Annotated in this window: 19 protein-coding genes, 1 tRNA gene and 2 pseudogenes; 15 read left to right on the plus strand and 7 right to left on the minus strand. The window is 51.5% G+C overall.

Going from position 1 to position 23,961, the window contains the following annotated elements; genetic code table 11:
* Positions 1–12 precede the first annotated feature (12 nt).
* The 3 genes from FRIGORI9N_RS08505 to FRIGORI9N_RS08515 all read left to right on the plus strand — a co-directional run bounded on the left by FRIGORI9N_RS08505 (position 13) and on the right by FRIGORI9N_RS08515 (position 3,219).
* Complete coding sequence (locus tag FRIGORI9N_RS08505; protein ID WP_159569460.1) at positions 13–840, plus strand: ABC transporter permease subunit; 828 nt, start codon at positions 13–15, stop codon at positions 838–840.
* Entirely contained in the window at positions 837–1,823 is a 987-nt protein-coding gene (locus FRIGORI9N_RS08510) for an amino acid ABC transporter permease (protein WP_236550828.1), read from the plus strand. The genes FRIGORI9N_RS08505 and FRIGORI9N_RS08510 overlap by 4 nt, the downstream gene beginning before the upstream one ends.
* Positions 1,824–1,935: 112 nt before the next feature.
* Positions 1,936–3,219 (plus strand): triacylglycerol lipase, encoded by a 1,284-nt coding sequence (locus FRIGORI9N_RS08515; protein WP_159569462.1) that lies wholly within the window; start codon positions 1,936–1,938, stop codon positions 3,217–3,219.
* 15 nt (positions 3,220–3,234) lie between these two features.
* Here the strand turns inward: FRIGORI9N_RS08515 and FRIGORI9N_RS08520 are convergent, their stop codons facing one another.
* The 3 genes from FRIGORI9N_RS08520 to FRIGORI9N_RS08530 all read right to left on the minus strand — a co-directional run bounded on the left by FRIGORI9N_RS08520 (position 3,235) and on the right by FRIGORI9N_RS08530 (position 7,605).
* Positions 3,235–3,801, minus strand: coding sequence for a hypothetical protein (locus FRIGORI9N_RS08520; protein ID WP_159569464.1), 567 nt, complete (start codon positions 3,799–3,801; stop codon positions 3,235–3,237).
* A 125-nt stretch (positions 3,802–3,926) separates the two neighbouring features.
* A complete protein-coding gene (locus tag FRIGORI9N_RS08525) occupies positions 3,927–6,779 on the minus strand; it encodes a hybrid sensor histidine kinase/response regulator (RefSeq protein WP_159569466.1) in 2,853 nt (950 codons plus the stop codon).
* A 49-nt stretch (positions 6,780–6,828) separates the two neighbouring features.
* Complete coding sequence (locus FRIGORI9N_RS08530) at positions 6,829–7,605, minus strand: sulfite exporter TauE/SafE family protein (protein WP_159569468.1); 777 nt, start codon at positions 7,603–7,605, stop codon at positions 6,829–6,831.
* Between the two features lie 119 nt (positions 7,606–7,724).
* Here FRIGORI9N_RS08530 and FRIGORI9N_RS08535 point away from each other — a divergent pair, with 119 nt between their 5' ends.
* Positions 7,725–8,633, plus strand: a complete 909-nt coding sequence (locus FRIGORI9N_RS08535; protein WP_159569470.1) for a LysR family transcriptional regulator — start codon at positions 7,725–7,727, stop codon at positions 8,631–8,633.
* On the opposite strand, the gene FRIGORI9N_RS08540 is transcribed toward FRIGORI9N_RS08535, so the two are convergent.
* Positions 8,634–11,804 carry a DUF748 domain-containing protein gene (locus tag FRIGORI9N_RS08540; protein ID WP_159569472.1) on the minus strand — a complete coding sequence of 1,057 codons (3,171 nt, stop codon included), beginning with the start codon at positions 11,802–11,804 and terminating at the stop codon, positions 8,634–8,636.
* A 77-nt stretch (positions 11,805–11,881) separates the two neighbouring features.
* On the opposite strand from FRIGORI9N_RS08540, the gene FRIGORI9N_RS08545 reads away from it, so the two are divergent.
* A tRNA-Arg gene (locus FRIGORI9N_RS08545) sits at positions 11,882–11,957 on the plus strand.
* Between the two features lie 294 nt (positions 11,958–12,251).
* On the opposite strand, the gene FRIGORI9N_RS08550 is transcribed toward FRIGORI9N_RS08545, so the two are convergent.
* Complete coding sequence (locus FRIGORI9N_RS08550) at positions 12,252–12,494, minus strand: helix-turn-helix transcriptional regulator (protein ID WP_159569474.1); 243 nt, start codon at positions 12,492–12,494, stop codon at positions 12,252–12,254.
* Between the two features lie 213 nt (positions 12,495–12,707).
* Between FRIGORI9N_RS08550 and FRIGORI9N_RS08555 the strand changes: the two genes are divergently transcribed.
* The 9 genes and pseudogenes from FRIGORI9N_RS08555 to FRIGORI9N_RS08595 form a co-directional block, all read left to right on the plus strand.
* On the plus strand, positions 12,708–12,914 hold the full coding sequence (locus FRIGORI9N_RS08555; protein WP_159569741.1) for a hypothetical protein: 207 nt from the start codon (positions 12,708–12,710) through the stop codon (positions 12,912–12,914).
* A gap of 9 nt (positions 12,915–12,923) precedes the next feature.
* Positions 12,924–14,405 (plus strand): Arm DNA-binding domain-containing protein, encoded by a 1,482-nt coding sequence (locus FRIGORI9N_RS08560; protein ID WP_159569476.1) that lies wholly within the window; start codon positions 12,924–12,926, stop codon positions 14,403–14,405.
* A gap of 2 nt (positions 14,406–14,407) precedes the next feature.
* Positions 14,408–15,562 (plus strand): hypothetical protein, encoded by a 1,155-nt coding sequence (locus FRIGORI9N_RS08565; protein ID WP_159569478.1) that lies wholly within the window; start codon positions 14,408–14,410, stop codon positions 15,560–15,562.
* A complete protein-coding gene (locus FRIGORI9N_RS08570) occupies positions 15,559–17,088 on the plus strand; it encodes an AAA family ATPase (RefSeq protein ID WP_159569480.1) in 1,530 nt (509 codons plus the stop codon). The genes FRIGORI9N_RS08565 and FRIGORI9N_RS08570 overlap by 4 nt, the downstream gene beginning before the upstream one ends.
* Before the next feature lie 3 nt (positions 17,089–17,091).
* Complete coding sequence (locus FRIGORI9N_RS08575; protein ID WP_159569482.1) at positions 17,092–17,460, plus strand: hypothetical protein; 369 nt, start codon at positions 17,092–17,094, stop codon at positions 17,458–17,460.
* 4 nt (positions 17,461–17,464) lie between these two features.
* Positions 17,465–18,037, plus strand: a complete 573-nt coding sequence (locus tag FRIGORI9N_RS08580) for a 3'-5' exonuclease (RefSeq protein ID WP_159569484.1) — start codon at positions 17,465–17,467, stop codon at positions 18,035–18,037.
* A gap of 94 nt (positions 18,038–18,131) precedes the next feature.
* A complete protein-coding gene (locus FRIGORI9N_RS15590) occupies positions 18,132–18,296 on the plus strand; it encodes an MbcA/ParS/Xre antitoxin family protein (protein WP_371717161.1) in 165 nt (54 codons plus the stop codon).
* 78 nt (positions 18,297–18,374) lie between these two features.
* Positions 18,375–18,824 (plus strand): annotated as a pseudogene (locus FRIGORI9N_RS08590) (cytochrome d ubiquinol oxidase subunit II); the annotation flags it as partial.
* A 126-nt stretch (positions 18,825–18,950) separates the two neighbouring features.
* Positions 18,951–19,403: pseudogene (locus FRIGORI9N_RS08595) on the plus strand (integrase core domain-containing protein); the annotation flags it as partial.
* A gap of 265 nt (positions 19,404–19,668) precedes the next feature.
* Here the strand turns inward: FRIGORI9N_RS08595 and FRIGORI9N_RS08600 are convergent.
* Together FRIGORI9N_RS08600 and FRIGORI9N_RS08605 are read right to left on the minus strand one after the other, a co-directional pair.
* Positions 19,669–21,297, minus strand: coding sequence for a pilus assembly protein TadG-related protein (locus FRIGORI9N_RS08600; protein WP_159569489.1), 1,629 nt, complete (start codon positions 21,295–21,297; stop codon positions 19,669–19,671).
* The gene (locus FRIGORI9N_RS08605) at positions 21,290–21,760 is read right to left on the minus strand and encodes a TadE/TadG family type IV pilus assembly protein (RefSeq protein WP_159569491.1); all 471 of its coding nucleotides are present in this window, start codon (positions 21,758–21,760) and stop codon (positions 21,290–21,292) included. The genes FRIGORI9N_RS08600 and FRIGORI9N_RS08605 overlap by 8 nt, the downstream gene beginning before the upstream one ends.
* A gap of 555 nt (positions 21,761–22,315) precedes the next feature.
* Between FRIGORI9N_RS08605 and FRIGORI9N_RS08610 the strand changes: the two genes are divergently transcribed.
* The gene (locus FRIGORI9N_RS08610; RefSeq protein ID WP_236550829.1) at positions 22,316–23,794 is read left to right on the plus strand and encodes an OmpP1/FadL family transporter; all 1,479 of its coding nucleotides are present in this window, start codon (positions 22,316–22,318) and stop codon (positions 23,792–23,794) included.
* Positions 23,795–23,961: the final 167 nt, after the last annotated feature.

A 23,961-nucleotide genomic window follows, 5' to 3' on the forward strand; every position in this document is an offset into this window, starting at 1 on the left:
AGGTGCGAACCGGTGAACTTTGAATTCCTTACGGACCCCGCCGGTTTTGGCCTGAGCGAAGGCTGGCTGCAAGTGGCTTTCAGTTCACCTTACTGGCAAATACTGTTGGCGGGTTTGCTCAACACGTTGAAGGTCGGCTTGCCTGCCCTTGTGCTGAGCACTTTCTTGGGCCTGTTCATTGGCTTGGGGCAATTGGCCCAACATCCGCTATTGAAAGGTCTGTGCAGGGGTTATATCAACCTGTTTCGCAATGTGCCTTTGTTGCTTCAACTGTTGGCCATTTACTTTGCCATTACCCAGTTTTTGCCCATTGCCAGCCAGGCCTGGTCTTGGGGCGACTCGGTGTTCTTAAGCAAAAGTGGTTTGGCTTTTCCCGCATTTTCCGAGGCACCTGTGCGCGGGCGTTTTTCGATCGAGGGCGGTTGGGCACTAAGCCCGGAATATTTGGCCGTGCTGCTGGCACTGGTGGTGTACACCGCTGCCTTTGTTGCCGAGATAGTGCGTGCCGGTGTGCAGGCCGTGAAACCTGGCATGCGGCAAGGTGCTTTGGCTTTGGGCCTGAACACCGCCCAAACCACCCGCTACGTGGTGCTGCCTTTGGCCTTGCGCGTGGTGGTGCCGTCATTGTCCAACCAGTATTTGAACCTGCTGAAAAATGCATCGCTGGGTGTGGCTGTGGGCTATCCGGAATTGGTGTCCGTGGCCAACACTGCAATTAACCAAAGTGGCAAGGCTGTGGAGTGCGTGCTCATTATTCTGGTCACTTACGCCCTGCTGAGCGCTGTCGCCGCAGGTTTAATGAATGTGCTTAACACACGTGTGAATCGGGGGGCCTTGTGAACCCTGCCGTGTTGTTCAATCGTTTTTTGTGGGTGGCGTTGCCAGTGTTATTGGCCCCAGTGGCCTGGATGCTATTGGATTGGGCACTGCTCAGCGCAGTGTTTCGCCCTGATTTGCAAGCTTGCCAACAAGCTGCGGGGCAAGGTGCCTGCTGGGGCGTGGTGGCAGAAAAATGGCGACTCATCTTGTTCGGACGTTACCCGATAGAAGAACAATGGCGCGCAGCCACGGTGCTGGTGCTGTGGTCGGCCTTGTTGTTTGCAACCGCCGCCCGAATTTTCAAGCCCAACACAGCGTTCACCTTGTGGGCATTCGCAGTGCCCGGCAGTGCGGTGTTGCTTTATGGTGGCTTTGCCACAATGCCCACGGTGCCCACCAACTTGTGGGGTGGCCTGCCACTTACCTTGATATTAAGCACGGTGGGGTTTGGCTTGGCATTTCCGCTGGCGCTGTTGCTGGCCTTGGGGCGGCAATCTGCATTTGCACCCTTGCGCAGGTTTTGCATTGCTTACATTGAGGTGTTGCGTGCCTTGCCGCTGGTCACCGTGCTGTTTCTTGCCGCGTTTGTTTTGCCCTTGTGGCTGCCGGGCGAGGGCCTTGATTTGTTCACGCGGGTGCTGCTTACCATCGCCTTGTTCAGTGCCGCGTATCTGGCTGAAGTGTTGCGCGGTGGTTTGCAGGCCGTGCCAGCTGCTCAGGGGCAGGCCGCCAAAGCACTGGGCCTGAATGTGATTCAGCGCAATGTGCATGTGGTGTTGCCGCAGGCCATACGCGCATGCCTGCCCAGCCTCACCAACAGCTTCGTGACCTTGTTCAAAGAATGTTCGCTGGTCACCATTGTGGCCTTGTTTGAACTGACTGGTTCGCTAAGCCTTGCCCTGGCGGGCGATGTGCAATGGCGCAGCTTTTATCTGGAAGGTTATTTGTTCATCGGCTTGGTGTACTGGGCCTATTGCTTTGGTCTGTCGAAAACGGTCAAATAGAAAACAGGATTGCTCTCGTTAGAATTGAATTTCTAGCGCAAAAAATACATTCAGTGTACATTTGTACACTAATAAGTCAATCCACACTCGAATTCCGATTCGGAGACACTGCATGAGCAAGAAAGAAGATCCCAGCACCGGCGAGAAACTGGAAGGCACCCTGATGTTTGTGGGTGACACCATTGCGCAAGCCACCACCCGGGTGCATGAATTTCACCGCGCCATCAGCGACATGCCATTCAAGGCTGTGGGTGCGGCCACGCTCAATGCCAGCAAGCCGGTGGAATCGGTACACAATGAAATTACCGACCTGGTGTATGGCGCAGTGCGCGAAGCGGGCAAAGGCGTGTTTTCCGGTGCGGCCTGGGTCGTGCGGCAAGCCAACCAAAGTTTGGCATCGCCACAAATTATTGATCAGGCCATGGGTGGCGAGTTGATGGACGATGTCGACCACTTGCCAGTGCCTGTTGCACCCAACGCAAAAACCGACAAGCGTGTTTCTGCCATTTCAAGCGCAATCAATGGTGTGTTTGGCGACCACTTGGCAGCCACACGCAACCCCATGCAAGTGCACATGAATTTGTACGCCAACGGGCAGGCCTTGCAGCCCGATCAGGCCGCTTTGCTGGCCCAGTTTCCCGATGCACATAATCATTTGGTCATTTTTGTGCATGGCCTGTGCTGCAACGAAGACAGCTGGCAAATGTATTACAACCCCAGCGAACCTGCCACCCGCCCTTATGGCGACAAGCTGCAAGACGATTTCCCGGTCACCTCGCTTTATCTGCGTTACAACACGGGCCGCAACATTGATTCCAATGCCCGCCAGTTCAAACGCATGTTGAACAAGCTGGTGCGCAATTGGCCTGTGGCGGTGGAAGGAATTACTTTGGTGGGCCACAGCATGGGCGGCCTGATCAGCCGCTCGGTGGTCGAAGCATTGACCGACGACGACATTATTTTGAAACGTGCCATTCGCGACGTGGTGTGCCTGGGTTCACCCCATGCCGGTGCGCCACTGGCCCGCCTTGCTGCTGCAGGCGAGCAATTGTTTGGCAAGTTTGAATTGGCCCGCCCCATTGGCCGGGTTCTGGGTGTGCGCTCACGCGGCATTCGCGATTTGGACTACGGCATGGGCGCGCTGCAAACCCGCGACGGGCAAGAAGTGATGTTTCACTTGGTGGGCTCCACCATTGGCGATCACACTTCGTCCTGGCTCAACACCACAGTGGGCGACGGTTTGGTGACACCCGATTCCGCCTTGGCCGACGACACTGGCAAAGCACAACGGGTGACCTTTGCGCAAAAACATCACATGATTTTGCTCAACGATCCAGACGTGTTTCTTGAATTGAAAATGGTGTTGCGCCAGCACCTGCGCCCGCGCTTAGGGTGAAACCTGGCGGCGCGATTAAAAATTGTAGGTCGAGGTTTTGCTTTCCTGCAAAAACACGCGTTGTGTGGTCAGCAGGTAGTTCACCAGCAGGTCGGCATACGTGCGCTTGAACTTCGATTCACGCATGCCCGTCTCCACCAGGTTCAGGCCGTAGTATTTCAGGGCCAGGTGGGCTTGCTGGCATTCTTTGGTCCAGCAATCCAGTGGCTCAAGAATTTGATTCACCGCGTCTTGAAAACCCGTGGTGAAGTTCAGGAAGTCTGCCTCATTCATGTCTTCAACCAATTCCAGCGCATTGTGCTCGGCATGCATGTGCTGTGCATGGGCACCATTGCGTGGTCGGGTTTGAAACACATTGAGAAACTGAAACAGCAGGGGTTCGGGCAAATGCGAACTGGGCACCCCGTACAACAACTGCACACGGCTTAAGTCGATTTGCAACTGCATGGCGAACAGGCCGCTGATGTTGCGAGAACTCAAGGCCCAGCAGGCACCCAGCGTTTCAAAAAACACCTCGCGCTCGAAGGAGTATTTTTTGTAAGGGCTGCTGTGCAACACTTGGTAGGGTGCTCGAATGGTCATGCTGTATCCAATGCCTTGCCGTTCATCGTTTATGTATTGTCGTCGGCAAATTACGGATATGGCATCGCATAGGTGAGGGTTCACCGTTTACGGGGAGGTTCACCATTTCAGGGGGTAGGTTTCCCCTAGGTGGGGGTGGTGTTCTCGAGTAGTTCGGAATACTTCTTCACCAACGCGGGCCACACAGTTCGAATTTGGTCCAGCACTTCTTGGGCGTCGGTGGTTTGGTTGTTCAAGCCCTGCTCAAATTCCCTGAACACTTGGTGTAAGGCTTTCTCGCCCAGCAAGGCGAGCAGGCTGACCATGGAATGTATTTCACGCACAAAGGCCACTTCGTCCATTTGGTCTAGGTGGCCACGCAACTTGGCGGGCAGGTCGGCACAATGTTGAATGAACAAATTGGGCAAGGCGGGTGTTGCAGGCAATATTTCCGGGGCTGACGGGCTGGTGTGCAGTAAATCAGCAAGCGTGAGGTACAGCACGCCGGCTTCCACGGGTTTGGCGATAAAGTCGTCCATGCCCAATTCAAGGCAACGGGTGCGTACTTCAGAAAAGGCGTGCCCGGTCAGGCCGACCAGCGGGGTGTCCATCCAGCGGGTTTGGTCGCGCAACCATTCTGTGAACTCATAGCCATCCATCACCGGCATTTCAAGGTCGGTAATGATGACGTCAAAGTGGGGTGCGTCATCGGGGTCGAGCAATTCCACACCCTCTTGCCCATGCTCGCACAAGGTGACCTGCATGCCAGCGGCCTTCAGGTATGAACTCACCAGTTCCTGGTTCACTGGGTGGTCTTCCAGCACCAACACCCTTTTGCCTTGCAGGGTTTCGGGATATTCCCGCACAGCGTTGGGCTTTTCTACAAGCTGAAAATCGGCCCTGGGTGCCGCGCAGATGTCTTGCATCAACACAGGGTGGGCAAGGTGCACCAATTGTTTGGTCAACTCAGTGGGCAGCAGTTGCAACAAGGTGCTGTCGGCTGACAGCAGGTCGCGATCAATGGCCACCAATCGCAAGGCCGGGTTGCTTAAGTGCGCCAGCAGCTCGGCAGGCAGGGGGGCGCCAAGGTCGAGCAAATCCGACTGCAGCAGTACCCAGTCGCAGGTGTTGTCGTTCAAATGTTGTATGCATTGGCCCAGTGTGCTCACCACCACCGCTTCCATGCCGCTGGCATTGAGCACCGACATTACGCAGTCGGCCACCGGGCCGGGTTGGTGCAACAGCACGCCGCTTTGGTAACCCAGCGGCAGGGGTTCTATCAGAATATCGCTGTCGTACATCACCGGCACCGAGAACCAAAAGCAGCTGCCCACACCCGGTGTACTTCCCACTGAAATTTCGCCGCCCATGCGAATCACCAATTCACGGGCAATGCTCAAGCCCAAGCCCGTGCCGCCATACACACGGCTTATGCTGGAGTCGCCTTGCGCAAACTTTTCAAAAATGCGTTCCACTTGCGACTTGCTCAAACCCGAGCCGGTGTCGTGCACTTCAATTCGCAAATCAAGCCCCGTGTCCGAGCGGGTTTGCAACCTTGAATACACCCGAATTGAGCCGCTTTCCGTGAACTTCACGGCATTGCTCAGCAGGTTGCTCAGCACTTGCCGCAGCCGGGAAGGGTCGCCCACCAGGCGTTGGCCCAACTGGTTGGAGTAACCCGGTGCAACTTCGTTTAACAACATCAGTTTGCGACTGGCCGCCTGGCTTTGCACGGCGAGAAAGGAATTGGCCAGCACTTCATCGAGCGTGAACGGGATGTGCTCGAACTCCACCATACCAGCCTCGGCCTTGGAGTAATCCAGAATGTCGTTGAGCAAGCCCAGCAGTGATTTCGCTGCGTCTTGTACCTTCAGCAGGTAGTTGCGTTCCTGCTCGGGCAAATCAGATTTCAAGGTGAGTGCGGTCATGCCCAAAATGGCATTCATGGGCGTTCTGATTTCATGGCTCATATTGGCCAGCAACATGCCGCGTGCTTCCACCTGGGCCTCGGCGCGTTCCCGCCCCATTTTCGCTTCCAGCGCAATCAACTCGGCAGACCGTGCGGCATCGCCTTGCTCCAGTTCGCGTTTGAATGAACCAATCATCAAGGCGAAGCCTTTGACCAGGTTGCTCATCTCGGTCACAAAGCGTGGTTCAGGCAAGGTTACGCTGTAATTGCCCTGTGCAATTTGCTTGCTGACTTTGTTCAGGTCGCGCAGCGGGGCCACTACAAATCGTTGCAGCACTGCAAGGCCCAGCAGCGCCATTAACGTGACCAGCAAACCCAGATACAGGTCGAAATTCGCAGTGGCCTTGATGTTGTCGGTCTGCTCAGCAATCACGGTTTGAAAGCCCAGTTCCACGGCGCGAATTCGGCCTTGAATTTCAGCGCGAATGGCATTGCTCATGCCCAGGTATTCTTCGGAGAACAACATTTGAATGGCCAAGTCGTCGCGCACCGGGGCTTCCGACACATACTTGCTCGCTTCGGGGTCGTAGAGCCCTTGTGTCAAGGCAAATACAATTTGCTCGCGTTCGCGCAGCTTGCGGCTCAACGCCAAAATTGTGATCACCGAGGCTTTCACATCGTCGCTCAGGTTGGGCGCTTCATTTTGTGGGGCGAGCAGGCGGCTTTCCAGTGTTTCGCCTTTTGCCAGGATCAGGGGCACTGCCTGGGTGTTGCCTGCAATCAGTTTGCTCCAGTACACATCGTCGACAGGTCGGGCGTACTTGCGTACACCAGCATGTGCATCCAGCAGCTCGTAGTAATTCACCAGGTGTTGACTGTTTTTGCTGACCACAAAGGCGGCCACCAACGTTTGCAGCGCATCGAATTCCGATTGCAGCAGGCTCAATTCATTGATGGCATTGAGGCGGGCAGTCAGCAGCGCTGTTTGCGAGGTTTGCAATTGGTCGGCGCGCTCGCTCATCCACACATTGGAGGCAAGGCCAAGCAAAGTAGCAAACAACACAAAACGAAACAGGGCCGCCAGCTTCATCAAGCAAACAAGGCAAGTGTGGACAAGCCCCTATTCTTACCGGAAAAGCTTAGTGCGTGTGTAGTGATTGCAAAATCAGCCAAAACGCCGCAACAATCATGACCGCTGCAAAGCTTCGGCGCAGGGCTTTTTCAGGCAGGTAGTGGGCAATGGCCACCCCGGCAGATACCGTGAACAGGCCACCAAAGGCCAGCGGCAAGCCCAGTTCCCAGTTCACGCGGTGGGCGTTGGCATAGGTGGTCAACGCCATCACTGAGCTTGGTGCCACCAGCGCCAGCGACAAAGCCTGCGCCGTGGTTTGGGTGTGCTTGAACACGGTGGTCAGCATGGGCGTGGCCACCAAGCCACCCCCCATGCCCAGCAACCCCATGCTGGTGCCGCCCAGTACGCCCACAATGGGCATGGTGGCTGTGCGGGGTTGGTCAGAGCTATTTGAATTTGCGCTGGGGTTTTTCCGCAGCAACAACATGCGCAGGCCCACTGCCAAAATGAACAGGTTGAATATCCAGTGCAGCAGGTCTTGATCCAGGCGCACAGCCAGTTTGGCGGTTAGCCAGGTGGTCACTGTGGCGGTAATGCCAATGGCAGCCACGGCCAGCCAGGGCAGTTTGTGGTGCTGGTTGTAACGCCACCAGCCAATCAGCAAATTTGGCACCATCAGCACCAGTGCGGTGCCTTGTGCCAGGGCCTGGTCCATGCCAAACCCGATAATAAAAAGGGGGACAGCGATAATGCCGCCCCCGATACCAAACAGTCCACCAAAGAAACCCAAGGCAGCGCCCAACGACAAAACAAGGAGCAAATCAGGAAGAGCGAGCCAAGACATGGGGTGTGGTGTGCTGGTGATGTGGAAGCGCCCAGTGTATTCATTATAAAAATATCTACAATGATTCAATATTTAAAATATTATTAACAAATACGCACGAATCAATGTGAGAGTTCTTTTTGAAGCAATTGTCCGATCTTGCCTTTTTCAGCGAATTGCTGCGCCATGAAAGCTTGGCCAGTGCCGCCATGGCCTTTGATGTAACACCGCCTGCCGTTAGCCGTCGCCTGGCTGCATTGGAAAAGCGGCTGGGTGTGCGCCTGCTGCACCGAAGCACGCGACGCATTGGTTTAAGTGCCGAGGGCGAACGCTATTTGTTGGAAGGGAGCAATATTCTTCGTCAAATTGACGTGCTGGAAGCCACGCTGCGTGCCGGGCAAGACACCCCGCGCGGCCTGCTGCGGGTGAATGCCAGTTTGGGTTTTGGCCGCAAACACGTGGCCAATGTGGTGTCGGCTTACCATGCTGAATTTCCGGCCGTGGAAGTGATACTGGAATTGACCGACCACCCCATTGATTTGATCGAGGGTGGCTTTGATTTGTCGGTGCGCTTTGGCGAGCCGCCCGACCAACGGTTGATTGCCCAGAAGCTGGCCAGCAACCGGCGCATATTGTGCGCCGCACCTTCGTATTTGGCAGCGGCTGCTGGCGAGTTGAACACGCCTGCCGACCTGACCCGCCACGATTGCCTCGTGATTCGGCAAGAGAACCACACCTTCAACAACTGGCAGTTGCGCAGCGGCAAGCAGGAAACCACCGTGAAAGTACACGGGCCAGTGAGTTCGAACGACGGCGATGTGTCTGTGCAATGGGCCCTGCAAGGCAAGGGCGTGTTGTTGCGTTCTGAATGGGACATTCAGCAAGAACTAAAAACCGGTGCGCTGGTGCGCGTGTTGACCGACTGGGCGGGCGCGCCGGCCGACATATTTGCCGTGTGCCCCTATGCCAACCCCATGCCCGCCAAAACCCGTGAATTCATTCGGGTAACCCGCGAGGTGCTGGCCAGCAAGGCGGGGTTTATTGTTTAGTTATTTGTTCACCGCCACACCCAATTCCATCGGCACGGTTTTTTCATCGCTTGCTTTGGTTTCCTTGGGTGCATCGGTTTTTACACGTTCGGCTGGCACGCCAGCAGCAGCAAGCCCGGTGCTTACCACTTGTTGGCGCTGTGTGGCCAGGGCTTGCAATTGCGCGGTGCTTACGTCTTCCGAGTCTTGCAGTTTTTGAGCAAGCACTGCATAAAAGTTTTTGTCTTTCAGTGCGTTCACTTCAGAATCGCTTAACTCGCGCGTGTCTTTAAACAAGTTGGTAATTTGCCCCAGCGCTTTGCCAGCAAGGCCTTGTTCAAGCTTGCCCGGGTTGGCTGTTCTGAAGCCTGTTTTCAGCGAGGCCAGTTCACCGCCGCTGAACCGTTTCTCAAACAGGGCTTCCAGTGCTTCTTGAGTGGTTTCACTGTTCAAAGCCAGGGGGCCTGGGTTGTCACCGGCTTGCAATTTCTCGCCAGCTTGTGTGGCCACCGCACGGCGCATTTGCAAATTTTGAATGGCTGTTTTGTCGGCAGGTGCCCATGTGCCTTGTACGGTTAGTGCCAGGTTCGGGCGGGTGGTTAATGCTTCGCCCAGTTTTTTCAGGCCTTCACGTTGTGAGGGGCTTAGCGTGTTGGCACCCGCGGTGAATTCAATCTTGCCCAGTTCATCGGCATCGCTACCGCCAAACAAGGCGCCCAGCGCGCGAAAAGGGGCGGTCACAATTTTGGTGAGCACATTGCCAAGGGCCTTCCACACAATGGCCCCGTAGCTGAATTGCGGGTCGTTCAAATCGCCGGTAATGGGCAGGCCCAAATCAATGCGGCCGTTGCTGTCTTCCAGAATTGCAATAGCCAACTCCAAAGGCAGGTCTCGGCCTTGCGGGCTTTGTACGCGCTCACCCAGTTTCAGCTTGTCCACAATCACTTGGTTGGTGCTGTTCAACTTCTGGTTTTCAATTTGGTAATTCAGGTTCAGCGACAACTTGCCCGATTCAATTTTGCGGTTTGCAAACGTGCCGGAGTACGCGGTCAGATTGCTCATTTCGACGTTGCTGAATTTCACCGCAATGTCCATGTAAGCGGTGGGATCAAGCAGGTTGACTGTGCCTTGCGCATCGGCCTCGCCGAATTCGTCTACTGCACCTTTCAGGGCCAGCTCACCGCGTGTGCCGGGCTTGTTCGACAAACCATTGACCACACCTTCAAGGCTGTGAATGCGTGTGCCAAACGGAATGAACAGCGATTCGTCTGCAAAGTCCAACTCGCTGTCGGCAATCGCAAAGCGATCAATGTTCACTGCAAATGCAGGGGGCGAGTTGTCGGAGGATTTTGCGGGTGCAGTTGTTTGTTCCGCTGCAGTTTTCGGTTCTTCCTTGTTCACCAAAATACGGCTGATGTTGGTCGATTTGTCTTTCGCAATCAGCAGCGCAGTGTCCAGCCCTTCAAGTGTTAACCGTTGAATGTTCAAGCCTTGGGCATTCACGCGCAGGCCGGGTGTAAACAGCTTTTTGAATTCCAGAAACGAGTTTTTCGTGCCGGTTTCATTCAGGCGCAAACTTGCCACGGTGAGGCTGCCCACATAGCCTTGTTCCTTGGCGTTGTAGGTGGCTTTGCCTTTGGTGTAAATGGCACCGTTTGCAAGGTCCAGTTTTGCAAACTGACCGATGAAAGGCTGCGCGGGTTTCAGTGCCAGCGCATTGACTTCCACATTCATTTGCGTGGCGGCGGTGCTGGGGTTGATTGTGCCGTTCACTGCAATGCTGCCGCCACTGGCCACATTCAGGCTGGCCTTCAGGGGCAGGTTTTTCGAAAGGTCTTGCGTAAGGCCGCTTGTTGAAACCGCAATGTTGTTCAGACCGATGTTCAGCGCAGGTTTCACGCTTTGGTCTTCAAAGGCTGCGTTAATGCCTGAAATGGCAATGGTGTCGACTGCGTAGGTCCAGGGCTTGGATTCCGATTCCTCGGCAGTTTCGTTGTCTGCCTCAGCTTGTTTTGCCGCTGGCTTGGCTGGGGGAATCCAGTCGTTAATCGCCGCCATCAAATCAAGCTCGCCCTTGGCGTTGCGCTTCACATTCACTTGCCCGCCCTGCACAGTGGCGCTGTTTACCTGTGCATGCTGCTCATTCAAGTCCGCCGCAATGGGGCCCACTTCAATGGTGTTCAGCCCAATGGCTTTGGCCTTGTTGCCGTGGTTCAGTTGCAAGCCTGCCAGCACAATGCCAGCCAACTCGGCCTTGTTGGTTTGCAAATCAAAGCTTGCGTTGTTGATGTTCAGCTTGCCGAATTGGGCTGCTGCGGCCGCGCCTTGTGGCTTGGCAGCAATGTTGAATTCGCGCACTTCTGCATTGATGTTGTTGATCAATACCTTGGGCGGAATTTCCTCGCTGGCGTCTTTCAGGTTTACATCAAAATTCAAAGCCAGGTCGGCACTGCCAGCCGGTGGGGCTGTGGGCAGCAATGGGGCCAGCAACGGTCCCAGCTTGGCAATGTTCAAACCTGTGAGTGAAAACTCACCCACCGCAGAAGGGTCGGCCAGTTGAATTTGCGCGCGTAGTTTCAACTCAGCATCCAGGCCGGTGACTGCATTCAGAACAAAGTCACCATCGTTTTCTGAACGGGTGGCCAGGTCGCGCAACTCCAGGTTCAGCGGCGTGATGGTGGTTTTCAGGCCATCGGGTTTGCGGCGGTCTTCGAAATTTACCGCTGCATCGGAAATCAGCAGGTGGCTAAGCAAAAAGGCCGGTGGCTCGGTGTTTTCTTCTTCCTCGGGCTCGTCGGTTTTAAAGGCATCCAGCAGGGCGGTGAAGTTGTTCTTGCCCTCGGGCAGCAGGGCCACATTCAGGTTCAGGTTTTTCAGGTCGATTTGATCCAGCGCAATTAGCCCGGTGAACAGGTCGGTGCCCGACACATCGACAAACAAATGCTCGAATGACACAAGCTGCTCGCCTTCCGGCGTGGCCAGGTTCAGATTCGGGATTCGCACGGTCAGCTTGAAGGGGTTGATCTCGGGCAGGCCCATGTTCAACGCATGGCCCGAACGCTCAAGCACCTGTTTTTCAGCTTGCCAGTGCACCAGGCGTGGCAGGCCAGCCCACGCAAACAGATAGAAGAACACAACGATGGCAAGTGGAATCAACAGCACTTTGCTGCGCAAGATTTGAGCGAATTTCATTTTTAGAGTACGTGGAGGTGCTGACATACCGCCAGTATCCTAGATCCCAGCGCTGGTGTACACTAACGCCTTCTCGCGCGGCTGTAGCTCAGTGGATAGAGTATTGGCCTCCGAAGCCAAGGGTCGTGGGTTCGATCCCCGCCAGCCGCGCCACTTCATTTTCCTTCAAAAGCGTCTCCAGCCGGGGTTCTTGCGAATTTGAGTCAATTGAAATTCCAACGGGCCCAAAAATTTTGTGACCATGTTGTGACTACATTGTGACCAAAATTATGGTCACAAGCTTTGCGAGGAGTATCGGCTTGCAAACTGGTCACGCTTTGGTCACAAGCTCAGCTTTCTCAAATGCATCTGACGAGATTTCTTTATCTCGTGTTGCCAAATTGTCAGATGCTAATTGAGTTAAATCAGCTTCATTCAATTCAAAAAGATTGTCGGCAAATTCAGCGATTATTGATTCGTCGATTCAATTTCATCCGTCACAAATTCCGCGATTTCATCTAAGCGGCAGTTGAAGTATTTGCATAAGCGATCCAGGTTGTCCGTCACTGTGTTGTATCCACGATGGTGCAGCATTTTGGATAGCGTTGCTCTGTTTATAGAAGTTGCCTCTGAAACCTCCTTGAGAGTCACTCTCTTGCCCTCTTTGAATTGCTTTTCTGCCATTCGTTCCTGTAAATAAAACCTGATCATTGAAAATATCTCCTTATGAAGGTCAATTTTAATTGACATTCGTTGAGTTGTGGTGTAAATTTAAATCAACGTATGTAATTAATACGTGACATTTGAAACTCAAAAGAGGAATTGCCCATGAACACAAACTTTGCTGTCAAAACTTTTGGTAAGACCAAACATGCTCCAGCAGTGCAGGTACCTACTGCAAGTGACACTGCGAAAAATTCCGAGGTGACTTATCTAACCACTGAAGAACTTTCCGCAAGAATTAAATATGACGTTCGAACCATTCGCGATCGTCTGAAAGATTCTGTGTTGCTTGAGGGGCGTCATTACATTCGTCCGTTTAATGGCCGAAAAATTCTTTTCATTTGGGAGGTCATTCAATCCGACATGATTCGATTTGCCCAACTGAATAACAGTTCGCCAAGGATGTAAGGAGGCGTCATGGGAATTATTCGCGCAAGAAAAGAGACGGGCAATCTTCAGATTGATTTCTATTATCGCGGCATGCGCTGTCGGGAACAAACGCAGTTCAAAGACGAACCAAAAAACCGCAAGAGACTTGAAGCTTTATTAAAAAGTATTGAGCTTGAAATCAAGTTTGGCACTTTTGAATATCGACGTTATTTTCCTGAAAGTAAATTACTGAGGAAAATCGAAGCCCTCGAAACTCAACAATATCAACCCGCCTCGCCAATGGTTTCCGTTCCAATGGCCAACCAATCGTTGCGCCAAGCGATTGAGAATATTTCTTCAGCGGGTCATCCCACCTTCACTGAATTTGCTCAGAAATTCATTGAAGAAAATGAGTCGCTTTGGAAGCGCTCGAACATTCGCACCAAGCGCGACATCTTGGAAAAGTGGTTGATCCCACAGTTTGGAAAGAGGGTGATCAGCAGTATCACCAAACAGGACCTTCTGGAATTTCGCTCAGTTCTCGCCAAAGCCCCGGGCAAAAAACCAGGAACAACAATGTCAGCTTCACGGATCAATCATGTGATGACGTCTGTGAAACAGGTCTTAGATGAAGCCGCTGATCGATTCAACTTTACCACTCCGTACCAGAATATCAAACGGATGCGGATCAAAAAGACGGATGTCACGCCCTTCACCATTGAAGAGGTGGAGATGATCATAAAGTTCTGCCGCGAAGATTTTCGGGATTACTTCACGGTGAAGTTTTTCACGGGCATGCGCCCGGGAGAAATTCATGGGCTGAAGTGGAAGTACATCGATTTTGAAAAGCGACTGATCACCATTCGCGAAACCATTGTGGATGACTATGAGGAAACGCCAAAAACGGCCGATTCCAACCGAGATATCCAGATGGCACCACAGGTGTATGAGGCTCTCAGAACCCAATGGGAAGTCACTGGCAAAAAGTCGCCCTATGTATTTGCCAACGGCAACGGTGGGCCGCTTACCAACCGCAATATGAGTAACCGGGTGTGGTATCCCATGCTGCGCTCACTGGGGTTAAAACTTCGTACGCCGTACCAAACCCGGCACACCTTCGCCACGTTGATGCTGGCCGCAGGTGAATCACCAGAATGGATTGCATTTCAGATGGGACATTCGTCCACAGAAATGCTGTTCAAGGTGTACTCACGTTACGTACCCAATTTGACCCGTCGTGATGGCTCAGCGTTTGAGCGGATGTTGGCTGCGAACTTGGGGCCAGGTGCGGCGCCTCCTGTAGTTGCACCTGTGGTTCATTCGCCTGCGGCGGCGGTGCCGAAGACAGCCGTGTCGGCGAAAGCACAGGCGGATAAGGCCTCAAATGTCCCGGCTCCTGAAGTTACGCCCGCCGTCACACCCGTCATTACACCCGCAGTCGATGTAAACCCAGCTTCCAAAACTGCCATTCAAAACCCCTGGCTGCAGATGTTTGAAAGCTACCAAAGTAATAACCCACAAGGAGAATAACAATGAAAATCCATAGACTTGTACCCAGTTTTGATAGCCGCAGCACCCAGGCCCGAATCTACAAAGCACATGACGCCCTTGGGTCCCGAATGCGCGATGTGGCCATGCCCGAAAGCATTTATATCCGTCGCAATCAGGGTTCGCCATTTAAAGGTGCATTGGAAGGGTTGAATGAGCCGCAGTTTGCCAAGTATGGATCAGATATCAGTGTGTCCAAACGTGGCTTTATCGCAGAGAACACTTATGAAGATGGTGTGAATTACGCCAAAGTGGCATTGCCTGTGTATTGCTCACTGCGCAAAAGCTACAAAGGCATGTTGTTTGTCAATCTGGCACACCGGGGCGCTGACACACTTAGCGATTACAGTTCGCTTGAGATTGACACACGCGTGTTGGATTGTGCAATGAAAGTCGGCGATTACTACTGGGTCACCACAATGATCCCATCGCACAGTGGCTTGGATTGCAATCCATTTGACTACGCCCAGGCAGTGCTTCCGGCCACCTTGCAGCAATCTGGTGGCGATGAGGTAATCGACACTTCAAGCCTGTGTGGATTTCTCAGCGAGGTGTTTCGATTTCTTAACCCCGAAGACCGCGCGCTGTATCTGGAAATCATGGGGCAGGGCAAGCGCTTCAACAAATTCCTGAAATATGCAGCTTCCACACGCAGCCACCACAACCAAGAGCATGGGTTGCTGTTGCACACCGCAGAGACTGTTGCAAATGTCCTGCTCAAGGCCTTAGCCACAACGCCAGAGGAACGTGCATCTAGCAAGCCACCATTCGATTTGAGTCTTACTCTTCTGGCCGCTCTGTTGCACGATGCGGCCAAGGTCGATGAGTACTACCGCTTGGCTCCCCATGTGTATTCAACCAACTTGAATTGTGAACTCTTGGGGCATGAACAAACCATGCTCAAGTGGATTGCGGTGGCCTGCGTTGTATCTGGATGTTATCCAACCGATCGTGAACTACAACTGGAGCATGCCATCTGTGCTGTCAAAAAACAGCACGATCAATCTGGGGCTCGAAAACGCAAAACACCAGAAAGTTTTGTATTGCATGAAGCCGATTGCGCCAGCGCGCGGGCTTTCGACAAAGGCGAGACCAGTGTCTTGCTTGCCCACCAATTTGCTCAGGGAGAAGCAGCATGAGTAATAGACGTTTTAGAGATGGTACAGACAGGGGTGCTCGTATGTTGAGCGAAACAATGAGATCACAAATTTTCCGCGAATCAGATACAGATCCGATCTGGAATGAGTATGTGTATGTGGGTGCAGCCAATATTCTTGTCCCCCGTAAACGGAAAGAAGAAACGTTGGACAAGCTGCGCATGCTGGAGCGTGATCGGTTTGTAACACAACTTTCAAGCCCAGATTTTCAACAAGATCTTTGGGACTTCGTGGACTCTGAAGAGTTTGAGTATTTGAGAAAGAAGTGGCTAGCAAATTCGGAGAATAGTGACCATCGTGCCTTTAAAGATCAAATCGATGAAGAAGTTCATGTGCTGAAGGTCCTGAGCAATGCTGAGGATTTGAAAGCCCCCAGTGATTCCAAAACTTTCCTTTCACACGTCGAAAGCTGCATGAGCGATATCGATGAATACAGTGCGATGCATGAGGGAACGGTTCGATTGTTCACTGCGAAATCAGTCATGAACTTTGTTGAAGAAATTGGTGAGGACAGCGATCGTATAGCGCGGGCATGGCGCATGTTTGTCCACATGGCCAAATTCAACGGATTCAGAAAAATTATCAAGCAAAGCAACGAGCTTGAGGAAAGGTTGAAGTTGCTTCGTGAGCAATTTCCAAATTTCGCGCATGTGGTTGATCACGTGATTGGACAGTTGCGCGTATGGCCCTTGAAACAAGAGAATAAACAGCGGCTCAAACCCCTTAATCTTAATGGTCCCAAGGGAACGGGCAAAAGTGCTTTTGCCAAGGCATTGGCTGAGGCACTTAATACCCGCTATGACTATGTGAACATCGCCTCCACATCCATGGGGGGAGTGTTAACGGGTATCAGTAACAAATGGGGTAATGGGCAAGCAGGCCTGATTTTTTCATCAGTGGCCAGAAGTGAAACCGCATCGCCTTTGATCTTGCTCGATGAAATTGATAAGGCCGACAGGAACTCTCAATTCCCAGTTGAGGGCGCGTTGCTGGCCTTGCTTGAGCCGCAAACATCTCAGGAATTTCACGATGAATTTGGCAACCTTCAATTTGATGCGTCACGGATCATCTACGTGGCCACAAGCAACGATGCAAGCTTGATTTCGGATCCGGTCAGATCGCGCTTTGACACATTCGAGATCAGTTACCCCAACCGAAATCAGCGAGAGGTGATTATCAGCAATATGCTGAGAAAGTCTTATATGAACATCCGATTTTCGCCAGCCGCAATCAGTTTGATGGCTAGCCAGGATGTTGATCTGCGTAACTTACAGAGCCTGCTGGACAAAGTAGTTAGGCAACACGTTGATACCGTAATGAATCAAATGGTACCAAGCAGCGCCAAGGCGTCAAATGGCATTGAAGGTGAACACGCTACACAGCAGGCCAATGAGGGGGTCTCCTCTTCATTGCACGGTGAGCAGGTTATCGACGAATTGACGGTACGGATTTGTTTGCAGGACCTGGGTTGCAAGACCAAAGCCCATTTCGGGTTTGTGGAGGTGTAAGCCATGACACTGATTAAATACTGTGAAGATGGCATTCGTCACGTGGACTATTGGTCCGTGCTTAAGGTGATCAATGATCATGAAGTGACCTACCGCTTGTTGTCGTCTACCGTTGATGACGATGTCTTTGACCGGTGGCGATTGAATTCCGGGATTATTGATTTCACCCTCGAACAGGGGTTTGTGGACTTTCATGGATACTCAGGATCAGTGTACCGATGCAGGCTTAAGGATGAGATGCTCAATCCGATCATGGCCAGTATGTTGGCTCAATGGCAAGACAGATTTGAGAACCCAAACTATTCAATTAGAGCCATCGGCTTTGATCAGTTTGTGACCGAGTGGGAAACCTACAAATTAAAGTGGAATTGAAAAGATGGACACACAACAAGAAGAAATCACATCGATTCCCAGAGCCAATGTTTTGGTGATTGATTTAGAGGCAACGTGTTCAAACGATGAATGCATCACTGGCTCGAATATGGAAATTATTGAGATTGGTGCATGTTGGGTAAATCCTGAAGGGGAGATTCTCGACACGTTTCAAAGCTTCGTACGCCCTGTGGTCAATAGAATTCTGACACCCTTCTGTACCGAGCTCACTACCATCACGCAGGACGAAGTGGATGGGGCACCAACCTTCGATCAAGTGGCTCCTCTACTTCAAGAATTCGCTGTCAAGTATCTTGAGGAGAACAGCATTTGGACGAGCTGGGGCAATTACGATCGAAGCCAGTTTGAGCATGACTCGGCTCGCCACGGTGTGGAAAATCCCGTGGCTCATCTTCCGCATGCGAACCTGAAAAAGATCTTTGCCAAGAAGCGAAAGATTAAACGGGTAGGAATGATGGGTGCACTTCAAATTGCTGGGATTGAGCACACGGGAGCGCATCACCGGGCACTGGATGACGCGATCAATATTTCGAAGTTGCTAAGGGTGGTTTTGTAATGGCCACCAAGCGGATGCCTATCTTTAACCAAGATTTCCGTTTGGAAATTTCGCCGGATACTCCATGAAAAGTTATCAATTCTCAGCTCTGCGCATGGCGCTCGTGGTGTTTGGAGATACCAGAAAAGTGAGGTCTTGGATGCATAAACCGAAAAAGGCTTTTGGCGATAAAAGCGCCTTTGAGGTCATGGAAACTGCTGAAGGATGTGAGCGAGTCAAGGAACTTCTAAACCAAATAGATCATGGGCTTTGTTCCTAGATTTAATTATTCGCATTCAGTGATTTATTAATCGTCCTAACTTAATCCAAGGATGATTCGAACTCAGCGGCGTGGCGTCTAAGTGAGATCAAAGCAGACTGTATTGGTGTACATCTAATTACCTGGGCGCGCAGAAGTTTGTGGTTGGCTGGCGTGGGTATTGCAGCCATTTCACTGGTAACACCTTTCATCAGCACCCGTATTTTCGAAAAGTGGTTTGCCGTCAATTACTTCTTTTTATTGATGCCTATTCCATTGGCAACCCTTGGCTTGTTCTTTATCGCGGATCGCACATTGCGTCGCCTGCCAAGCCGGTTGAGTTCGGGCAATGAGTACGGTGCATGGGTGCCGTTTGCATGCGCGGTCGGTGTGTTCTTCCTGTCGTTCCATGGCCTGGCCTACAGCCTTTTTCCCCACCTGGTATTGGACAAAATCGATGTATGGCAAGCCGCAAGTCACCATGATTCATTGGTGGTGATCTTCTGGGGTGTTGACCTGCCCCGGATTTTTCGATCCAACGTTACTTAACTACAATTGTCTCTCAACGCAGTGAGAGACGAAATGAAACGAGCCCGATTCAGCGATGAACAGATTGTTCGAATCCAGAGAGAAACTGATAAAGACACCGTAGTGGAAGTGGCCAAACGCCACGGCGTAACCGTTGTGGATGAATACACTCAGGAATGTTTGGCAATCGATGTGGCTGGCAGCATTCGTTCGAAACGAGTCATTGATGTGCTTAGTAGGCTGATCAGTGTGCGAGGAGCACCCAAGTACCTCAGGAGTGACAACGGTCTGGAATTCGTGGCTACCAAGCTCTTGGAATGGGCTGTGCAAGAGAAACTTGAAAGCGTGTTAATTGATCCGGGCAAACCATGGCAAAACGGTACCAACGAAAGCTTCAACGGTGAATTCAGGAATGAATGCCTGTCGATGGAGTGGTTTCGAAATCGACTTGAAGCACGGGTAATTATTGAAGACTGGAGACAGCATTGCAATGCAGTCAGACCGCACTCCAGTTTGAACTACCTGACTTCGAATGAATTCGTGGCAGGATTGAAAAGCGATTTACCAACCGAGACCAGAAAGTTAAGTTCTCAGTGGTAGGAAATTCCAGGGCAGGTCACTAGGAACATCACTCCTCGACAATTTTTCTGAATTCAATCCGAAGAAAAGTCGGATCATTAGAAATCAGATGGAACAGGTGAACTAAGTGAAACAGACAACGACTCCCACCGATTCAAGTCGCGCAAAGGTCGTTCTAAGCGAACTGACAAAGGGGAAAATATTGGACTCTCAGCGGTGGAAAGTATCGAGTGCTGATTGACACTTTAAAAACCTCGGGTGGTTCACCAGTAGATCAAACCATCAATTAACGGGTCAAGACCACGCTTTGACAGTCCATGGAATCCACATTCACAGTTACCGTATTTAAATCGACACCCAGTACCTGTAACAAACCATCGAGAATATTGCCTACCAGTCCGAGGATCGGGCTTAACACGGGATCAAGCGCTTTGAGCAACACATCCACTAATCCGTTGACAGTACCGGTGATTAAAGGCCCTAACAGTGGCAGATCAATACCTAAGTTTAACTCGATATTCTGCAACAAATTGCTCAGCGTTTCACCCACGCTTAAATCGATGATTTCACTAAAGGGCGCAACGCCATCGAAACTGTATTGAACGGGATCAGAGCGTAAGCTGATTTCCGCAGCCAAGGTAACACCGGCATTCACCAAACCCAGAAGATTCACATTTAGAATATTTGCGGGCGCGCCACATTCCAGCGACCCCACGGTGGTGTTCAAGTTACTGGCACTGTCAGAAATACAAACTTCGGTCAAGGCAGGGACCACTGTCATCACCATATTGTTGGTTGAACGGGGATACCTGCATGTCAGTTCATTTACCTCGGCCAGGCCACCTGCCACACGCAGTTGAAGCCCCAAATCAAGCGCACTCAAATTAATCAGTGGCAAGTTAAGATTCAAAAGCTGGCGAACACGCACATCCAACGCCACCTGCGCTGTTCGGCCAGTGGCGATTGGGTCTTTGTAAGGCATTTTCCGGCCGACAAATATCTGTGGGGCTTCCAGAATATTCACTCCTACATCCAGATTCAGTAATCCCGATGAAATGGGCAGCACATAACCTACGCCTTCAACTGCGTTAAGCAAAGTGACTTGCGCCAACTGACCCAGGTTAACGTCCAATGTAGTGTTGGTTCGGCCCGATAAATCGAGAGCCAAGATATCGCCCACAGACACATTGACATTGTTCAAAGGTCCACTCAAGGCACTCAGAACGCCTCGGACTTCCATTTTGTCGGCTTCCTCCGCGTTGCCCAGCAACAAGGCCTCTTGCAGCAAACCCAAAGCCGAAATCTCTAGCGACAACAACTCATTAACACTAAGAGCGTCTAGGCCAATTGCCAAATCCAGTAAGTCCACGCGAATGTCGCTGCCCAGCAAACTGCCCCACTGGGCCACATTCAAATTGATTGCACCGCCACCCAGTGCGGTCAGCAAGCCATTCAACAGAGCAGATTGATTGGTGTCTAGGCTGAGCAAGCCACTTGATACAGATCCCACCACAGTTGGCGCCACTGTGGCCTCAGCCAGCACTGTGACTTCACGATTTGGCAAAAAAACCAGCAAACCATTGACCGGTCGAACAATAGTGACCCTGCTGGTAATGGAGTTGTCGCAATCATTGGTGGGTGCATCGTCAATAATGCACTCAATGGTCAAATCGTCGTCTTCGCTCACACCGTTGGCCAGGGCAATGGCCTGCGCCTCGGCAAACTCGGGGCCATTGGACATTTGACGGGCAGCAGTCAAGGCAACCAGATCAGCAACACCTTGCAAGCGGGTTTTTTCCCAAGCTATGTGCCCCACCGCCAAAACACCCATGGCTCCAAGACTCATGGTGAGGACAAACACCGTCAGAATTGAATAGGCGCCGCGTTGTGATTGCTGTGAATTTAGCTTAACCATCGTTCGGCTCCACACGTGTAGTGGACTCTGCTGACAAATTCTCAGGCAAAGGAATGAAGAAGGAGTTTCCGACCAGGGGGTTACTGCTGTAGTTGGGATAATCAAGACGTACCCGCAGGCAGGTTGAATCGCCGCAAGCAAAGGAATTTACCGAGGGCACCACGCTTTCCCGAAATGAGCCGACGTAAGTTGGTAACAAGTCTTCCAGAGCGTCTTGCGCAAAGCTTTCATAATCACCAACTGCAAACCCGCTGCGGTACACCGTGGCTTGTCGCGCCGCTTCACTGGTGGTGTTGTTCATGATCAGCATGGCTCCCAACAACACCGAATACTCGACAATCGCGAAAATCACAGCCAGCAAAATGGGCAGTGTCAGCACAAGCTCAATCATGAGCGCGCCTCGCTGACGTAATTTGGACAGGGTTTTCATGATGGGATTGTCTTTGTCGAATGGGTTAGTCAAAAAGTGTTAACCAAAACATTACCTAATCACTTTGCCATTCAACACTGAAAACAATAGGAAAAATAGAGTAAATTTTACCCCCTTATTTGTGTAAAAGAAAAATATTCCAGTAATGTTTCAGAAACATAGATCTTATAGCGACCCAAGATCGAGACCCAATCACACAATTGAGCAGTGCTCTCAATACTAGTAGTTTATGTGCTTTTTACTTACAAATTACTGCTTAGTTGAGGATTGAAAAAGTACAAATACTGAATTGGGCCCAAGTTTTGTCTCTGACAGATATTGAGCTTAACTTTTACCACCAGACGTGTGTTGTCGACCACAGACGAAGTTAACCTCCTTAGCAGCTTGACAAAAATCAATTGAACGATTGGTTGAATTCGGTTTACATTTTCAGTACTATCAATGTTAATTGTTGTAAACATAGCTTCTTTTCTCACGTATTGTTTCGTTGGAAAGTAAGTAAAATTTCTAAAAACAACCAGTAAAACTCACGACAATCAAAGTCGGGCGCACAGCGACCCTGCACCGTCGGAGCGAGGAGACAGACCAATGGTGTTTTTTCAGCAAAGCTCCCTTCGGAGAGCGTGTGCAGTCGCGTTTTCAGTAATGGCGTTTTCACTTAGCCATCAAACTTTTGCGGGTGGTACAGCCAACGACAACCAAAGTGCGATGGGGATCGCCACTGCGGGTGCAGGCCAGGCGGCGGAGGCTTCAGATGCCTCTGTGATCTTTTTTAACCCGGCTGCGCTGACACGTTTCAAGCGCATTGAAGTTTTGAATGTGGCGAGTATCGCCACTTTTGATAACGACTACACCTCCAGACAAAACAATGACGGTCCGCCCACGGATAACGGGCGTGAGGGCTCAGCCGGCGAGTTTTTTTCCAGAAAAGATGGCACTGACTCTGCATTGTTTATTCCTGGATTGTTCGTGGCCATTCCGGTCAGCCCCAAGCTGGTAGTGGGTTTCAGTGCATCGGGCTCACATGGCCTCTTAACCCGTTATCGGGAAGATTTTCCTGGTCGAGGTGCAGGTCGCGAAAGCGACCTGAAGATAACACGCTTGAACTTGGGCTTCGGCTATAAGCTAACCCCGACTCTGTCGATTGGTGCCAACGGCTCTTATGAACGTTATTTTCAATCAATCAAAATTCGTTTGAATTACCGAGATGCAGTAAGCAAGTTGGGACCTCCTGGAACGACCGCACTTCTCGATACTTTAAACGCGTCAGGGCTAGCGCCCCCTATCCCAGGCGAAACGGACGCGAAGTTGAGGATCTTGGGTTGGGCCTTAAATGCCCAAGCTGGTCTGCTGTGGGAGCCAACGGATCGCACACGAATTGGTGCCTCCTATCGACCAAAGACACGCTTCAATGGCAATCAAGGGGAACTGACCATCAATGAAAATGCAGATACGGCGGCCTTCCGCGAGTTTCTAAATGGCGGTTTGATTGCGATTGGTGGTCCGCTGCTTGGGGTGAACGGCCCGCAAGCGGCTGGAGATCTAGAACCACAGCAGCAAGCTAGACAACGCACAATTTTTCCAGATGAGTTCCGTATTTCCCTGTTTCACCATTACAGCCCGAAACTCGACTTAATGGCCACTTACACATATCAAGATTATACCGAGACATTTTTACGCTATGAGCGTGTGAGTAATGGCCGTGTCATTGAAGACTTACCTCAAGATTTCAAAGTAGCTCAAGCGTATAGAATCGGTCTGAATTACAAACCTTACAAGCGACTAACATTGCACGCTGGCTATGGTATGGAAAATGGTGTGGTCGGCGACGATCTACGCGTTCCTATATTACCTGATAACGACCGTCGCTTTTACGGACTTGGGGCAAGCTTTACACCAAGCAGAGATACTACGGTCACTCTGGCTTTCGGTATCATTGATGTGGACGCAGGTCAGGTAGGAAATAATACTCAGGTCACTCCTATTGAAGTGTCTGGCGGGGAATTCAAAGGCATCGCTGACCTGGATGCCGAATTCTTTTCGCTAGGCTTTACCCAAAGATTTTAAGAGATGTGGTCCAGCACAACTGAACAGTTTAGATATGTATAAATTGGGACATAAAGGTATGTATGCAATTTACGGGTTGTACCGGGATTCCCCATTCATGGATACGCGGCAGTCGTGTCGCGAGTTGATCCCGCAAAACTACGCAGTATGCATACGACACTTGCGAG

Source organism: Limnobacter sp. 130, from assembly GCF_902506325.1.
Classification (GTDB): domain Bacteria; phylum Pseudomonadota; class Gammaproteobacteria; order Burkholderiales; family Burkholderiaceae_B; genus Limnobacter.